Origin of the sequence: Pseudochrobactrum lubricantis (genome assembly GCF_041929865.1) — a bacterium.
GTDB classification, from domain to species: Bacteria; Pseudomonadota; Alphaproteobacteria; order Rhizobiales; family Rhizobiaceae; genus Pseudochrobactrum; species Pseudochrobactrum saccharolyticum.
On sequence record NZ_JBHEEE010000004.1, the window covers coordinates 57,192 to 72,334 of the forward strand.

The 15,143-nt window shown below is 52.9% G+C and carries 15 protein-coding genes; 12 read left to right on the forward strand and 3 right to left on the reverse strand.

Translation table 11 applies throughout. The features are described 5' to 3' along the window. The first annotated feature begins 194 nt into the window (after window positions 1–194). The 5 genes from JNC80_RS09495 to JNC80_RS09515 all read left to right on the forward strand — a co-directional run bounded on the left by JNC80_RS09495 (window position 195) and on the right by JNC80_RS09515 (window position 4,796). A complete protein-coding gene (locus JNC80_RS09495; RefSeq protein WP_376710170.1) occupies window positions 195–1,337 on the forward strand; it encodes an ABC transporter substrate-binding protein in 1,143 nt (380 codons plus the stop codon). 119 nt (window positions 1,338–1,456) lie between these two features. After that, the gene (locus JNC80_RS09500) at window positions 1,457–2,335 is read left to right on the forward strand and encodes a branched-chain amino acid ABC transporter permease (RefSeq protein WP_075654440.1); all 879 of its coding nucleotides are present in this window, start codon (window positions 1,457–1,459) and stop codon (window positions 2,333–2,335) included. Next, window positions 2,332–3,333, forward strand: coding sequence for a branched-chain amino acid ABC transporter permease (locus JNC80_RS09505; protein WP_376710171.1), 1,002 nt, complete (start codon window positions 2,332–2,334; stop codon window positions 3,331–3,333). The genes JNC80_RS09500 and JNC80_RS09505 overlap by 4 nt, the downstream gene beginning before the upstream one ends. Next, a complete protein-coding gene (locus tag JNC80_RS09510) occupies window positions 3,330–4,073 on the forward strand; it encodes an ABC transporter ATP-binding protein (RefSeq protein WP_376710172.1) in 744 nt (247 codons plus the stop codon). Before JNC80_RS09505 ends, JNC80_RS09510 begins: the two co-directional genes overlap by 4 nt. 3 nt (window positions 4,074–4,076) lie before the next feature. Then, window positions 4,077–4,796: an ABC transporter ATP-binding protein gene (locus tag JNC80_RS09515; RefSeq protein WP_221720454.1), complete on the forward strand. Its 720-nt coding sequence runs from the start codon at window positions 4,077–4,079 to the stop codon at window positions 4,794–4,796. A gap of 135 nt (window positions 4,797–4,931) precedes the next feature. Here the strand turns inward: JNC80_RS09515 and fdhA are convergent, their stop codons facing one another. Both fdhA and JNC80_RS09525 read right to left on the reverse strand, forming a co-directional pair. Beyond that, a complete protein-coding gene (gene fdhA, locus JNC80_RS09520) occupies window positions 4,932–6,122 on the reverse strand; it encodes a formaldehyde dehydrogenase, glutathione-independent (RefSeq protein ID WP_376710173.1) in 1,191 nt (396 codons plus the stop codon). 155 nt (window positions 6,123–6,277) lie between these two features. Continuing rightward, on the reverse strand, window positions 6,278–6,637 hold the full coding sequence (locus JNC80_RS09525; RefSeq protein ID WP_376710174.1) for an antibiotic biosynthesis monooxygenase family protein: 360 nt from the start codon (window positions 6,635–6,637) through the stop codon (window positions 6,278–6,280). Window positions 6,638–6,713: 76 nt separating this feature from the next. Between JNC80_RS09525 and JNC80_RS09530 the strand changes: the two genes are divergently transcribed. From JNC80_RS09530 to JNC80_RS09540, 3 genes are all read left to right on the forward strand, one after another. Beyond that, window positions 6,714–7,397 (forward strand): ArsR/SmtB family transcription factor, encoded by a 684-nt coding sequence (locus tag JNC80_RS09530; protein WP_376710175.1) that lies wholly within the window; start codon window positions 6,714–6,716, stop codon window positions 7,395–7,397. Between the two features lie 162 nt (window positions 7,398–7,559). Further along, window positions 7,560–9,053, forward strand: coding sequence for an IMP dehydrogenase (gene guaB / locus JNC80_RS09535; protein WP_075654446.1), 1,494 nt, complete (start codon window positions 7,560–7,562; stop codon window positions 9,051–9,053). 61 nt (window positions 9,054–9,114) lie between these two features. Continuing rightward, window positions 9,115–9,333 (forward strand): hypothetical protein, encoded by a 219-nt coding sequence (locus JNC80_RS09540; protein WP_376710176.1) that lies wholly within the window; start codon window positions 9,115–9,117, stop codon window positions 9,331–9,333. Here the strand turns inward: JNC80_RS09540 and JNC80_RS09545 are convergent. Further along, window positions 9,305–10,288 carry a hydrogen peroxide-inducible genes activator gene (locus JNC80_RS09545; protein ID WP_376710177.1) on the reverse strand — a complete coding sequence of 328 codons (984 nt, stop codon included), beginning with the start codon at window positions 10,286–10,288 and terminating at the stop codon, window positions 9,305–9,307. The two genes, JNC80_RS09540 and JNC80_RS09545, sit on opposite strands and share 29 nt — an antisense overlap. A gap of 260 nt (window positions 10,289–10,548) precedes the next feature. Here JNC80_RS09545 and katA point away from each other — a divergent pair, with 260 nt between their 5' ends. The 4 genes from katA to JNC80_RS09565 all read left to right on the forward strand — a co-directional run bounded on the left by katA (window position 10,549) and on the right by JNC80_RS09565 (window position 15,127). Then, window positions 10,549–12,048, forward strand: coding sequence for a catalase KatA (katA, locus tag JNC80_RS09550; RefSeq protein ID WP_075654448.1), 1,500 nt, complete (start codon window positions 10,549–10,551; stop codon window positions 12,046–12,048). A 137-nt stretch (window positions 12,049–12,185) separates the two neighbouring features. Next, window positions 12,186–13,478, forward strand: a complete 1,293-nt coding sequence (locus JNC80_RS09555; RefSeq protein ID WP_376710178.1) for an RsmB/NOP family class I SAM-dependent RNA methyltransferase — start codon at window positions 12,186–12,188, stop codon at window positions 13,476–13,478. 262 nt (window positions 13,479–13,740) lie between these two features. Beyond that, complete coding sequence (locus JNC80_RS09560; protein ID WP_022711196.1) at window positions 13,741–14,196, forward strand: PaaI family thioesterase; 456 nt, start codon at window positions 13,741–13,743, stop codon at window positions 14,194–14,196. A gap of 214 nt (window positions 14,197–14,410) precedes the next feature. Continuing rightward, window positions 14,411–15,127, forward strand: a complete 717-nt coding sequence (locus tag JNC80_RS09565; RefSeq protein ID WP_083646896.1) for a 5'-methylthioadenosine/S-adenosylhomocysteine nucleosidase — start codon at window positions 14,411–14,413, stop codon at window positions 15,125–15,127. Window positions 15,128–15,143: the final 16 nt, after the last annotated feature.

Consider the following 15,143-nt stretch of genomic DNA (forward strand, 5'->3'; position numbering starts at 1 on the left):
ATTGGTTAAGCCTGTGCTTGCAACTGTGCAAACAAGCCGTTAAATCAGATTATGATGGGCTGAAACTCCGGTCATTAAATATACATTTCTGTACGGTGAAAAACATATGTTGTTTTTGTGCTGACAATAATGATGTGAATGATTGTGCAGACAGAATGAAATCCCATCCGGTCGGGGAGCCTTGGGAGGGGTTTATGAACAGAAGACATTTACTGGCTTTAACTGCAGCAGCTGCATTATCAGCAGCATTGCCGCAAATGAGTTTTGCGGCGGAAACCATCAAAATCGCAGACGTGATTGAACTGTCCGGCGCAGGCGCGACCGTTGGCACCAATTGGCGCGACGGTCTGAAACTGGCTGTTGAAGAGATCAATGCCTCAGGCGGCGTGCTCGGACAGCAGCTCGAAGTCACAGACTATGACACGCAGACCGATGCAACGACTTCGCGCGCTATGGTGCAGAAGGCGATTGACGACGGCGCTTATGTGATTATGGGGCCGATTTATTCCGGCTCGGTCAAAGTCAATATGATGGTTGCCATGCAGAATGGCGTGCCGCAGCTGACCGGTGCGGAAGCACCATTCATCACTGATCTCGGCAATCCTTATATTTTCCGCACATCCTTCGGCGCGCAGCAGTCGATGCCGAAACTGGTGAAATATCTCACCGATGAGCTGAGTGCCAAAACCGTTGCCGTTGCATGGGTCAATAATGATTTCGGCAAGGGCGGACGCGATGCATTCGTTGCGGAGCTTGACAAGCGCGGCATCAAACTTGTCGGCGATGTGTCCAGTGAAGTCGGTCAGGCGGACTTTGCCGCTGACGTGGTGAAGCTTAAAGACAGCAATGCCGATGTGATCTTCGCCTATTTGCACGAAGAAGAAAGCGCACGTCTGCTGAAAGAAATGCAGAAACAGGGCGTAAAGCAGCCGATCTTTGGTGAAACCACACTGATGAACCAGAAGGTGATTGATCTGGCCGGTGATGCAGTGAACGGCGTGCGTGGCCATGTTGGTTTGACCGCCGATGCACCGGTGCAGGCTGTGCAGGATTTTGCCAAAAAGTTTGAAGGCAAATATGGTTACAAGCCGGATCACAATGCGATTAAAGCCTATATGGGTGCTTATATCGTGAAATATGTGACCACGAAAAACGGCAAAGTTGACCGTCAGGCCTTTGCTGATACGCTTCACGGGCTGACCATCACCCCTGCCGATGAGCCGGGCATTCTGATGGAAACCACATGGGATGACAAAGGCGAAGTGAACCGTGAGAGCTTCCTTGTGGAAGTCAAAGACGGCAAGCAGTCTGTCGTTTCCACACTGCCGAAGCTTTAACGCATGTCGCGGAAAAGTGGATGCCGGTTTTCCGATAACGACATGCGTAACAATAAATAGTCGTTGCATATTCCGGCGGGGTGCCCGCCGGATTATGCCCGCAAAACGGACTTTTCCTGATGGCTACTTTCTTTCAGTTGCTGGTATCGGGTCTGGCAACAGGCTCGATCTATGCCCTTGTGGCGATCGGCTTTACGTTGCTCTGGCAGGCTTCGCAGACGATCAATTTTGCGCAGGGCGAATTTGTCATGCTGCCCGCATTTTTTGTGCTGGCAGGCACGCAGATTTTAGGTCTCAGTTTTCCGGTCGCCATTTTGCTGGCACTGGTGCTGACACTGCTGTTTCTGGGCTATGGCTTCAAACGTATCATCATTGATCCGTTGCTGCCGCATGGCGTGTTGCCGATTGTTATTGCGACAATCGCGCTGGGCATTTTGCTGAAAGAAGGCGTCAAACAATTCTATACGGCGGAAGCCATGCCGTTTCCGGCGCTGTTTACCGACCGCACATTGAATATTTTCGGAGCGGCGATCTCGGTACAGGATATTGCGGTTCTGGCGATCTCGCTTGGCACTGTGGCACTGCTGCAGTTTTTCCTCAACGGCACCAAGACAGGGCGCTGTATGCAGGCAACGGCGCAAAATCCGCAGGTGGCGGAAATTCTCGGTGTGCCGGTTAAACGCATGATTCTCTATACATTTTTAATCAATGGTGCGCTGGCTCTGCTGGCCTCCATTCTGATTTCACCGATCTATCTGGCGAAATTCTCCAATGGTGAAACGCTGGGGCTGATCGCCTTTATCGCGGCGATTGTCGGTGGCTTTAACCAGATCCGCGGGGCGCTGGCCGGTGGCTTGCTGATCGGCGTGATTGATAATCTCTCGGCTGCTTATATTTCCGCATCCTATCGCTCGGCCGTGCCGCTGATCCTGCTGATTGTGATTATTCTCGTGCGCCCGCAGGGGCTGCTCGGCAAGGCGGAGGGACGGACAATATGAGCCTTCGCAAAATACTCCTTCTGCTCGCCGGTCTGGCCATTCTGATTGCTTTGCCATTCTCGCAAACCAATTACGGCCTGCTGGTGCTGTCTTCATGGCTGATCTATTCCATTGCTGCCATGGGGCTTAACCTGACACTCGGCTATGCGGGGCAGATTTCACTGGCGCAGGCAGGTTTTATGGCGCTGGGTGCCTATACTGTGGCGCTGATGACGATGGCGGGTATCGCATGGCCATTCGCACTGATTGCGGCAATGCTGCTGTGCTTTGTGCTTGGTCTGCTGCTCGGTTATCCGGCCTTGCGGGTGCAGCATCATTTTCTGGCTTTTGTCACGCTGGCTTTCAATGCGCTGGTTATCCTCGTGTTGCGGAATGAAGAATGGCTGACAGGCGGGACATACGGCCTGACTGGCATTCCGCGTCCGGAAATTTTCGGCATGAAAACCATGATGGCCACGCCGTTTTATTATTTCGTGCTTGGCCTGTTTGTGCTGATGGCACTGGCGCTTTACGGCATTATCCGCTCTCCTTGGGGGCGGGCATTTAAAGGCCTGCGTGAGAACCCGATCCGCGCCAATAGTCTGGGCGTTGATGTCCGCAAAATGACTTTGCTGGCCTTTGCGATCGGTGCTGCCTATGGCGGTCTTGCGGGTGGTCTGATTGCGCAGCTCACCCAATATATCGAGCCGCATTCTTTCGGTCTGCCGATCTCGCTTAAAATCCTGCTGATGGTGATTGTCGGCGGTGCTGGCTTCTTCTTCGGGCCGGTGCTGGGGGCTTTCCTCATTGTACTGGCGCCGGAATTCCTGCGCTTTACCGAGGGCTATTATCTGATGCTCTATGCGGTGCTGGTGATTGTGCTCATGGTGTTCTGCCCGACAGGACTTTTAGGACTGGCAGAGCGCGCTAAAAATGCACTCAGGCAGCGTCGCAATCCGCAGGCAACCGCATGGACAACAAAAGCTGCGCTCGACAGCAACGGGGAGAAAAACCAATGAATCCCGTTCTTTCTGTGCGTAATCTGAGCAAGAATTTCGGCGGTGTAACCGCTGTGGATGATGTGTCCTTTGAGGTGCATGAAGGGGAAATCCTCGGCCTGATCGGGCCAAATGGCAGCGGCAAATCCACTTTGTTCAACTGCATTCTCGGGCAATTGCCTGCCACAAATGGCACGGTGCTGGTAGACGGGCAGAATGTTGCGGGCAAACGCCCAAGCGACCTCAATAGGCTCGGCGTCGGCCGCACTTTCCAGATGTTGCAGGTGTTTCCGGATATGAGCGTGCTGGATAATATCATTCTGGCCGGTCAGGAGCATAAAGGCACGATGCTGTCGCATTTGTTTGGTCGTCCGGATGCCGGCTTGACTGAAGAAGCGAAGACGATGATAGAGTTCTTCCGTCTCACGCATCAGACCTATGAAAAAGCAGGTTCGTTGTCTTACGGGCAGCAGAAATTGCTCGACGCGGCTATGGCCTTCATGGCGGGACCGAAGCTGGTGATGCTGGATGAACCCGCAGGCGGGGTCAATATGACCATGCTGGCCGACCTCAAAGAGCGGCTCAAGGCGTTCAACCGTGAGCGCGGAGCAACCTTTGTGGTGATCGAGCATAATATGGAATTTGTCATGTCGCTCTGCACGCGTATTATTGTGCTGGCAAACGGGCGTATCATTGCCGAAGGCGATCCGGAAACTGTGCGTAACAATCCGGACGTCATTGAAGCCTATCTGGGAGGCTGAGCCATGCTGGAACTGAAACAGGTCTTTGGCGGCTACGGTAAAATGACCATTCTCAACGGTACGTCTTTTCGCATTGAAAAAGGCACGATCACCACTGTGATCGGCCCTAACGGGGCGGGTAAGTCTACGGTTTTTAAAGCGATTTTTGGCCTTTTGAATATCCGCTCAGGGCAGGTTCTGCTCAATGGCAAGGATGTGACAGGGCAGGCGCCTGCTAAAATGCTGGCTCATGGCGTGAGCTATGTGCCGCAGGGGCGCAACTTGTTTCCGATGCTGTCGGTGAAGCATAATCTGGAGATTGGCGGTATTTCCGCACCGGATCAGGGCAGGGTCGCCCGCCGCATTGATGAGGTGATGGAGCAATTTCCGATCCTCAAAGAGAAAGCCAATCAGCAGGCGATTACACTCTCCGGTGGGCAGCAGAAACAGCTGGAAATTGCCCGCGCATTGCTGCTTGATCCGAAACTGATTCTGATTGATGAACCGTCTATCGGTCTGTCACCGCAAATGGTGAGCGAGACATTCCGCACGCTGATCCGCCTGCGCGATGAGGGGGTAACCGTGCTGATGGTTGAGCAGAATGCCAAGGCGGCACTGGCGATGTCTGACTATGGTTTGGTGCTGGAACAGGGGCAGACGCGGATGCATGACAAGGCAGATGCGCTGCTGGCTGATCCGCGTGTCGGGCAGTTGTTTCTTGGTGCCAGCCTCGAAGAGGCGTAAAGTAAAAGAATCCTCGAAGAGGCGTAGGGAGAAAGAGCCTTGCAGAGGCGTAAAGTAAAAGAAACCTCGAAGAAGTTTAAATAAAAACAGCCCCGCAAGTTTCCTCATGCGGGGCTGTTCTGTTTCTGATTATTCTCAGGCTGATTTCAGCAGATCGCCATGCGGGTCGATGACGAATTTCTTCGCAGCGCCCTGATCGAAACTTTCATAACCTTTCGGTGCATCATCCAGCGAGATCAGCTGGGCATTAACAATTTCCGCAATATTTAGCCGGTCGTAGAGAATGGCCTGCATTAGCTGGCGGTTATATTTCAGCACTGGTGTCTGGCCGGTGTGGAAGCTCTGTGCTTTCGCCCAGCCAAGGCCAAAGCGTAAGGAAAGGCTCCCGACTTTGGCGGCTTTGTCCACAGCGCCTGGATCTTCAGTCACATAAAGCCCCGGAATACCGATATTACCTGCTGCACGGGTGATCTCCATCATCTGATTGAGAACAATGGCCGGTTGCTCGCCGCCTGCATGGCCGCGTGCTTCAAAGCCCACAGCGTCAATGGCGCTGTCCACTTCATTGCTGCCGGTAATATCGGCAATCAGATCGCCAAGACGGTCGGAAGCCGAAAGATCAATCGGCTCAAAACCGACTTTTTTGGCATGGGCAAGGCGTTCTTTGTTGAAATCGCCGATCATCACTACAGCCGCACCGAGAATGCGGGCAGAGGCGGCAGCCGCCAGACCGACAGGGCCTGCACCGGCCACATAAACGATAGAGCCAACGCCAACACCGGCTTTAACAGCGCCGTGGAAGCCGGTTGGCAGAATATCGGATAACATGGTCAGATCGCGGATTTTGGCCAGCGCACGGTCGCGATCCGGAATTTTCAGCAGGTTGAAGTCCGCATAGGGAATCGTGACATATTTGGCCTGACCGCCGATCCAGCCGCCCATATCCACATAACCATAGGCACCGCCAGCACGGGACGGATTAACGGTGAGGCACACGCCGGTATCCTGCGCGCGGCAGGTGCGGCAGCGGCCGCAGGCCACGTTGAACGGCACGGAGACGATATCGCCGATCTCCAGCATTTCAACATCCGCGCCTTTTTCAATCACTTCACCGGTGATTTCATGACCGAGAACAAGACCTGCTTCCGCTGTGGTGCGGCCGCGCACCATGTGCTGGTCAGAGCCGCAAATATTGGTGGTAATAACTTTCAGGATCACCGCATGTTCGATTTTGCGCCCCGTCGGATCGGCAAAAACCGGATCTGCAATATTCTGTACTTCAACCTGCCCCGGACCCGTATAGACGACACCACGGTTGCTGCTCATGGATTTTCCTCCCAGATAAATCACCAGATGAATGAGATGCGTAAATGTTGGATTGAAGATCACTGCAATGCTGATCAGAGCATATTCCAAGTTTGGCGAGATATCGTTCTGGACGCGACATCTGGTGTAGTGAATGGGCAGGCTGATATTTTGGGTCAGGCAAGTGCCCGCTCATGGTGAAAGTTGCGGCTGTCCTGCGGTGCCTGTTCGCGGCTGTTCAATCCGTAATCGCGGGTGACATCTGCCACCCGCAGCCGGTAATCGGCGAAAACACCACTGCGTCCCGCCGCTTGCGCCGAGCGATGCATGAAGCTTGAGCGCCAGTTTTTCACGGCTTCTTCATCGCGGAAGAAGGAGAGGGAAAGAACTTTGTCCGGATCAGTCAGACTCTGAAAACGCTCGACGGAGATAAATCCGTCAATCTGTTGCAATTCATTTTTCAAACTGGCAGCAATGTCCAGATAGCTATTTTTCTGACCGCGAGCGGGAAAAACTTCAAAAATAACGGCGATCATGGGGAGGCTCCTTATGCTGTGTCAGGGCAGTAAATAGGCTATTGTTGTGCATCAATGTTTCGGCTATCATCGAACTATGAAAGATGGTCCTGTCATAGCTTCTGTTGCCGCATTGATCGGCGACCCCGCCCGCGCAAATATCCTCACGGCGCTGATGGATGGCCGTGCTTTGACGGTCAGTGAACTGGCAGGTGTGGCCGGTGTCACTGTTCAGACCGCCAGCGGACATCTCACCAAGTTGAGTGACGCCGGTTTGCTCACAGCAGAAAAACAGGGGCGCCATCGTTATTTTCGTCTCTCGGGTGCGGATGTGGCGCAGGTGCTTGAAGCCCTTATGGGGCTGGCGCAACGCACAGGTGCTGTGCGGGTGCGCACAGGCCCAAAAGATGCAGCGTTGCGGGAAGCGCGGATTTGCTACGATCATCTGGCGGGTGAGGCGGGTGTCACGCTGTTCAATGGTCTGACGGCGCGTAATTATCTCGAACACTCAAAGCAGGATGCACTTCAGCTGACTTCGGAGGGGCGGGAGTTTTTCAGCGGATTAGGGCTTGAGCTGAAACCGCTGGAAGGCAAGCGCCGTCCGCTTTGCCTGCATTGTCTGGACTGGAGTGAGCGCCGTCATCACCTTGGCGGTGCGCTGGGTGCGGCAGTGCTGGATATGATGTTGGAGCGCAACTGGCTGCGCCGCGAGCAGGGGCGTGCACTCTATTTTACGGCGCAAGGGCGGCAGGAATTTGATCGCCGCTTTAGCTGTCAGTAGTTGTTATCACGCTATATCTGGTAAAATTTACGCGATTTTCACGAATAGTCTTTTCAAAAAGTCATATCCGTGTTACCAGCCGCTGCCAATTCAATTGAAACGATAAGAGTCGTTGCACCCTCTGCTCCCACAGGGTGTTTTACCTGTTTAAAGGAATTGGCCATGGCGAAAATTGTTGAATCATCCACCGGCGCATACGCGCTGACTTTTGATGATGTCCTGCTGCAACCCGGTCATTCCGAGGTTATGCCTGGTCAGGTCGATCTGCGCACCACTATTGCTGAAGGCATTGAACTGAACCTGCCGCTGCTCTCCGCCGCGATGGATACAGTGACTGAGTCCCGTTTGGCGATTGCTATGGCGCAGGCTGGCGGCATCGGCGTTATTCACCGCAACCTGACACCGGAATTGCAGGCAGAAGCTGTTCTGCGCGTTAAGAAATTCGAATCCGGCATGGTTGTAAACCCTGTCACTATCGGCCCTGACGCAACATTGGCTGATGCACAGGCACTGATGCGTATGCATGGTATTTCCGGTATTCCTGTTGTTGAAAATGCGGGCAAAGGCCCGGGTCGTCTGGTCGGTATCTTGACCAACCGCGATGTGCGTTTTGCCTCTGATCCGGCACAGAAAATCTACGAATTGATGACCCGTGAAAATCTGGTCACTGTGCGCGAAAACGTTAATCAGGAAGAAGCCAAGCGTCTTCTCCACCAACATCGCATTGAAAAACTGCTGGTTGTTGATGCGCAGGGTCGTTGCACCGGTCTGATCACTGTCAAGGATATGGAAAAGTCGCAGCTCAACCCGAATGCCGCTAAAGATGCGCAGGGTCGTCTGCGTGCTGCTGCTGCAACTTCGGTTGGCGATGATGGTTTTGAACGTGCGGAACGTCTGATCGAAGCCGGTGTTGATCTGCTGGTTGTTGATACAGCGCATGGTCATTCGCAGCGTGTTCTGGATGCGGTTACCCGCATGAAGAAACTGTCTTCCGACGTACGTATTCTTGCCGGTAACGTGGCAACCGGTGCGGCAACACAGGCTCTGATTGATGCCGGTGCCGATGCGGTTAAAGTCGGTATCGGACCTGGCTCGATCTGTACCACACGCATTGTAGCCGGTGTTGGCGTACCGCAGCTTTCCGCGATTATGGGCGCTGTTGAAGTGGCTCAGAAAGCCGGTATTCCGGTTATCGCTGACGGCGGTATCAAATTCTCCGGTGACTTCGCCAAGGCACTGGCTGCCGGTGCATCGGCTGCTATGGCCGGTTCGCTGCTGGCCGGTACGGAAGAAAGCCCGGGTGAAGTTTACCTGCATCAGGGACGTTCTTATAAGTCCTATCGCGGCATGGGTTCCGTTGGTGCGATGGCACGCGGTTCCGCTGACCGTTACTTCCAGGCGGAAGTGCGTGATGAGCTGAAACTGGTGCCGGAAGGTATTGAAGGTCAGGTTGCCTATAAAGGCCCTGTTGCCAATATCCTGCATCAGCTGGCCGGTGGTCTGCGTGCTTCTATGGGTTATGTCGGTGCTAAGACACTGCCGGAATTCCGTGAAAAAGCAACATTTGTTCGTATCACCAATGCGGGTCTGCGTGAAAGCCATTCGCATGGCGTGACTATCACCCGTGAAAGCCCGAATTATCCGGGTAGCGTATAAGACGAATACGAAAAGGCCGGTTTAACCGGCCTTTTTTATTGCCCGCAAACGGGAGGTGATGATGAAAACCATTCCTGAAACCGACCAGATCAAGGCGACAGTGGAGCGTATGGAAAGACACTTCTCTGCGCAGGAGGGGGAAGGAGCGCAGAGCATGTGGCAGGCTTATACACAGCTTGCCAAGCGCTTTGAAGCTGATCTCGCGAATGAGCGCGACCTATGGATGAGCAAAGCTGCTGCACTTATGATGCTTAAATACCTGCGGGAACGCGCTGAATAAGTGCAGTCTCTTCAGATTCGGCACTGTGGCGGATCAGGCTGCTAAGCTCATCAGGTGCCAGCATCACTTTTTCCGCGCTGTTTTGGATGCATTTTGCCAAAGCTGTGAAATCCTCAAGACGCAGGCTTTGTTTGCGCCAGAACAGGCCGATCTGGCGTTTTGGTGAGCCGTCAGAGAATGGCACAATGCGGATGCGTTTATGCGGAACTTCGGAACGGATAGCGATTTCCGGTATCAGCGTCAGTCCCATATCATTGCTGACCATTTGCAACAGCGTTGCCATGCTGGTCGCGCCAAAATTCACCAGTGCGCGCTCACGCGGCAGAGCGCAGACCTCAAGTGCCTGATCGCGCAGACAATGGCCTTCTTCAAGTAAGAGCAATTTTTCCAATGCCGCATTGCCCTGTGTGAGTGGTGAGGGCAGCACATCATTATTATTGCTGGAAGTAGCAATGAGAAACCGGTCATCAAACAGGTGTTTACCCGTCAAATAGGGATCATGCACCGGCATAGCGGCAATCACCGCATCGAGTTCACCATTGCGCAATTCTTCCAGCAGCTTGTCGGTTAGTGCCTCGCGCAGTTCCAGCGTCAGTGCCGGATATTGCTGTTTCAGCGCCTGAATAAGATCCGGCAGCAAATAGGGGGCAATGGTTGGGATGATGCCAAGCCGCAGCCGTGACTGTAAAATACCGCTCTTCTGCTCGGTCAGTTCTTCCAGCGCACGGATTTCCTGTAAAATCACTTTAATGCGCGGCCAGAGTGTGTGACCGAGTTCTGTGAGCAGAACTGATTTATTGGCGCGCTCAAAGAGCGGGCTGCCGGCGAGATTTTCCATTTCTGCAATTTGTGCGGATAAAGCGGGTTGCGAAACAAAGACTGTTTCGGCGGCTTTGCGAAAATGCAGATGGGTGGCGAGCGCATCGAAATAGCGCATTTGCTTGACTGTAAACATGATAAGAAAATCTTATCAATAATCACAGTAAATTCAATTGGAAATTATGGTTAGAATAGTTCTATTCTGTAGAAAGAGCATGAGAATGCAATTTCAATCCTGATCGGTGTATATCGTTAAGTTATTGAAATTGAGTATTTAATACATGTTTTGGCTGGTGCGGAATACCTGAAGGTGGTTCTGCGCCCGTCATAATCTTGTCATGCAGATTTTTTTATAATGGCTCAAAACAGAGCCAATCATACAAGGGAGAGCTAAAAATGGCCGATCGTCCGATTATGACCACAAGTGCCGGTTCACCGATTCCGGATAACCAGAATTCCCTGACAGCAGGCGAGCGCGGTCCTGTCCTGATGACTGACTACCAGCTCATTGAAAAGCTGGCACACCAGAATCGTGAGCGTATTCCTGAGCGTGCGGTTCATGCCAAGGGTTGGGGTGCCCATGGTACACTGACCATTACCGGTGATATTTCCAAATATACCAAAGCGAAAGCCTTGCAGCCGGGTGCGAAGACCCCGATGATTGCGCGCTTCTCCACAGTTGCCGGTGAAGCCGGTGCGGCAGATGCCGAACGCGACGTGCGCGGTTTTGCATTGAAGTTCTACACCGAAGAAGGCAACTGGGATCTGGTTGGCAATAATACGCCGGTCTTCTTTGTGCGTGATCCGGTGAAATTCCCGGACTTCATTCACACTCAGAAGCGCCATCCGAAGACCAATATGCGCTCCGCCACAGCTATGTGGGATTTCTGGTCATTGTCACCGGAAAGCCTGCATCAGGTAACAATCCTGATGTCTGACCGTGGTCTGCCGACAGATGTGCGTCACATCAATGGTTACGGCTCGCATACTTATTCGTTCTGGAATGATGCCGGTGAGCGTTATTGGGTGAAATTCCACTTCAAGACCATGCAGGGGCACCAGCACTGGACGAATGCGGAGGCTGAAAAAGTTGTCGGCCAGACCCGTGAATCCACACAGGCCGACCTGTTTGGTGCGATTGAAAAGGGTGAATTCCCGCGCTGGAAAGTGCAGGTTCAGATCATGCCTGAACTCGATGCCGATAAAACACCTTATAACCCGTTTGATCTGACCAAGGTCTGGCCGCATGCAGATTATCCGGTGATGGATATCGGTATTATGGAGCTGAACCGTAACGCTGATAATTATTTTGCGGAAATCGAGCAGGCTGCTTTCTCGCCGTCGAATATTGTGCCGGGTATCGGCTATTCGCCTGATAAGATGTTGCAGGCACGTGTATTCTCCTATGCGGATGCGCATCGTCATCGTCTTGGCACGCATTATGAGCAAATTCCGGTCAATAAGCCTGCTTGTCCGGTGCATCACTACCATCGCGACGGTCAGATGAATACTTATGGCGGTATCGCGACCGGTAATCCGGATGCTTATTATGAGCCGAATTCCTTCAATGGTCCGGTTGAACAGCCATCGGCGAAAGAACCGCCGCTGAAAATCTCCGGTGACGTTGATCGTTACAATCACCGTATCGGCAATGATGATTATTCGCAGCCGCGCGCACTGTTTAACCTGTTTGATGCAGGTCAGAAGAGCCGTCTGTTCTCGAATATTGCTGCGGCAATGGGCGGTGTGCCTGGCTTTATCATTGAGCGTCAGCTTGGCCATTTCAAACTGATCCATCCGGATTATGAAGCCGGTGTCCGTGCAGCCCTCAAGGAAGCGCATGGCTATGAAGCCAATACGATTTCCAATGAGGAAAAGCAGACAGCTGCTGAATAAGAGCTGGAAACGCAATACAAAGAAGCCGGAGCAGTGATGCTCCGGCTTTTTCTTTTGCTCAGGTCGTTTCACTTTGGCGCATTTTAAGCTATGCGGTGAGAACATATGAACAAGATAAAGACAGGAAAGCGGTAAAGATGCGTTTGGGCGGACGGTTGCAGGCAGCGATAGAAGTGCTGGAAGATATTGAACGCCAGAGCCGTGCTGCTTCCGATGCGCTGAAAGACTGGGGTGCAGCGCACCGCTTTGCCGGAGCCGGCGACCGCGCTGTGATCGGCAATATTGTCTATGATGTTCTGCGCCGTAAACTTTCATTCGGCTGGCGGATGGATGCGCAGGATGCCCGTGCGCTGGTTTATGCCTCTGTCCTGAGCGATCCTGATATGGGCGCAGAGTGGCTGGAGGCTAATCTGGCCGGTGATAAATTTGCTCCAGAGCCGCTTGAGGGTGAGCGCTTGCAGGCTTGGGAAAGCCGTGATCTGAGTGATGCGCCGGATTTTATCCGCGCCGATATTGCCGAGAGTTGGGTGCCGGAATTTTCAGCCTTGTTTGGTGAAAACTGGGTTGCACAGGCTGCTGAACTTGCCACGCGTCCGCCGGTTGATCTGCGGGTCAATACGCTGAAAACCAATCGCGACAAGGTGCTGACCGCGCTGGAAGGTCTGAAAAATGCCGGTGCAGAAGCTGCGCCTTTTCTGCCGGAAGCTGTGCGTATTCCGCCTTTGCGTGCGCTTGGCCGTCATCCGAATGTACAGACCGAGCAGGCTTTTCTCGATGGCTGGTATGAGGTGCAGGATTTAGGCTCGCAGCTTGCCGCGAAACTGGTTGGTGCGCAGCCCGGTCAGCAGGTGATGGATTATTGTGCCGGTGCCGGTGGCAAGACACTGGCTCTGGCTGCAGCCATGCAGAATAAAGGGCAGATTCATGCCTATGATGCCGAGCGCTCGCGCCTCAATCCGATCCATGATCGCCTGAGCCGCGCCGGTGTGCGTAATACACAGGTACATAACCGGCCGGAAAATCTGGAGCCTTATAAAGGTCAGATGGATATTGTGCTGACTGATGCGCCATGCACCGGTTCCGGCACATGGCGTCGCCGTCCGGATGCCAAATGGCGCCTGACCGATGTGCAGCTTGAGCGCCGCGTTGCCGATCAGCATGAAGTGCTTGAAGCGGCCAAACATTATGTGAAGCCGGGTGGTCGTCTGGTCTATGTGACCTGTTCGCTGTTTGCTTCAGAGAATAACCGGCAAGTCGCCCGTTTTCTCTCGGAAAACTCCGATTACAGGGCGCTGCCGATGGCCGAGTTATGGAGCGGCATCACCGATCAGGCACAGCCGTATTATCCCGATTTCGGTGCCGTGTTCTCGCCGCTTTCCACGGATACAGACGGCTTCTATATTGCTGTTTTGCAAAATCAGCCTGCCTGAGTATTGGGTATTATTCTTATCCGGATCGTAATATTGAAAAAATACGGGCTTTTTCTCCATTAAAGCTGGTATTTTTTTCTGTTTGCGCTATTAGCTGGGCTTGAATAGCAGTATCCGATATAAATATATGTCTATAAGGATATATCCTGTTTTCGGTCGTATATGGACATGCTTTGTACGAACCGGTAGTTGGAATAGGTTCTGAAGACTGTTATGGAGATGCCATAAAACTGACATTCAGTGTATAAGACTGAGGGATATTATGGCAGTACCGAGAATAGCAGAACCGGATTTCAAAGAACGGGTTGAGAAGAGTTTTGCACGTCAGGCGGCGATGAAGCTGATTGGCGCACAACTCACGCGCTGTGAACCGGGTGTGGTTGAAGTGGAGCTGCCGTTTCGTGCCGATCTGACCCAGCAGCATGGGTTTTTGCATGCGGGAATTGTGTCTACGGCTCTCGATGCAGTCTGTGCCTATTCGGCGCTGACAATGATGCCGGCGGATGCCGCAGTGCTGACCATCGAATTCAAAGTCAATCTGCTGGCGCCCGGTAAAGGCGATCATTTTCTGTTCCGTGGGAATGTAACCAAGCAGGGACGTACGATTATGGTCAGCGACGGTCAGGCATTTGCCGTCGGTGAGACTGAAGTAAAATTGGTAGCCACCATGACAGCGACGCTGATGGTGGTGAAAGATCGTGAAGATTTGCAGGACTAGGTTATCCTCTGAACACCTGTCCTGAGTGTGCTGTTTACGGAAGCGCTTCTGTAAACAGCTTTTTGATTTGAACCTCGTGCGGATTTATCCCAAAGCTCCGCGCAAGTCCGAATAAAAGGGTGTGCCGCAATCATCTGTATTGGCGGCCTCAGGTGTTAGAATGACCAAGATTATGTCCGCGCCGGTACAGGGTGCTTCAGAAGATGCGATGTCGATGCTGCAATATGTGCATGATTTCGGCGGCAAAAAAGTTCTGTTTGTTATGGCGTCCCCTTCAGAATACGGCCCGCATTTGCAGGCTATGTTCAAGCCGCTGATTACCGGTATCGGCCCTGTTGAAGCGGCTGTCGTGGTTTCTGCGGTTCTGGCCGATCTTTCCATGCGCGGTGCTCTGCCTGATCTGGTGGTGTCGCTTGGGTCTGCCGGTTCGGCAAAGCTGGTACAGACCGAGATTTATCAGGCGGTCAATGTCGGTTACCGCGATATGGATGCCTCGGCTCTCGGCTATGCCAAAGGCCAGACACCATCGGCTGATTTCCCGATCATTATTCCGCTGCCATATCATATTCCGGGTATTGCCAGCGCGTCCTTGTCTACAGGTGCAAATATCGTCACCGGTTCTGCCTATAATGATATTGATGCGGATATGGTGGACATGGAGAGCTTTGCGATCCTGCGCACCTGCCAGCGTTTTGCTGTGCCGCTGATCGGTTTGCGCGGTATTTCCGATGGTGATGAAGCGGTGAAGCAGGTGTCTGACTGGACACGTTATCTGCATATTATTGATGAGAAACTGGCACAGGCCGTGCGCTTGCTGGAAGCGGCAATGTTGCAGAGCACATTGGTCAAAACAACCGGCCATCCTGATCCGGGTCTTTACAAGGCTGATCTTGAGCGTACAGTGCCGCTGACGGTAAAATCCGGCGACTGATCTTATCTCCACTGTT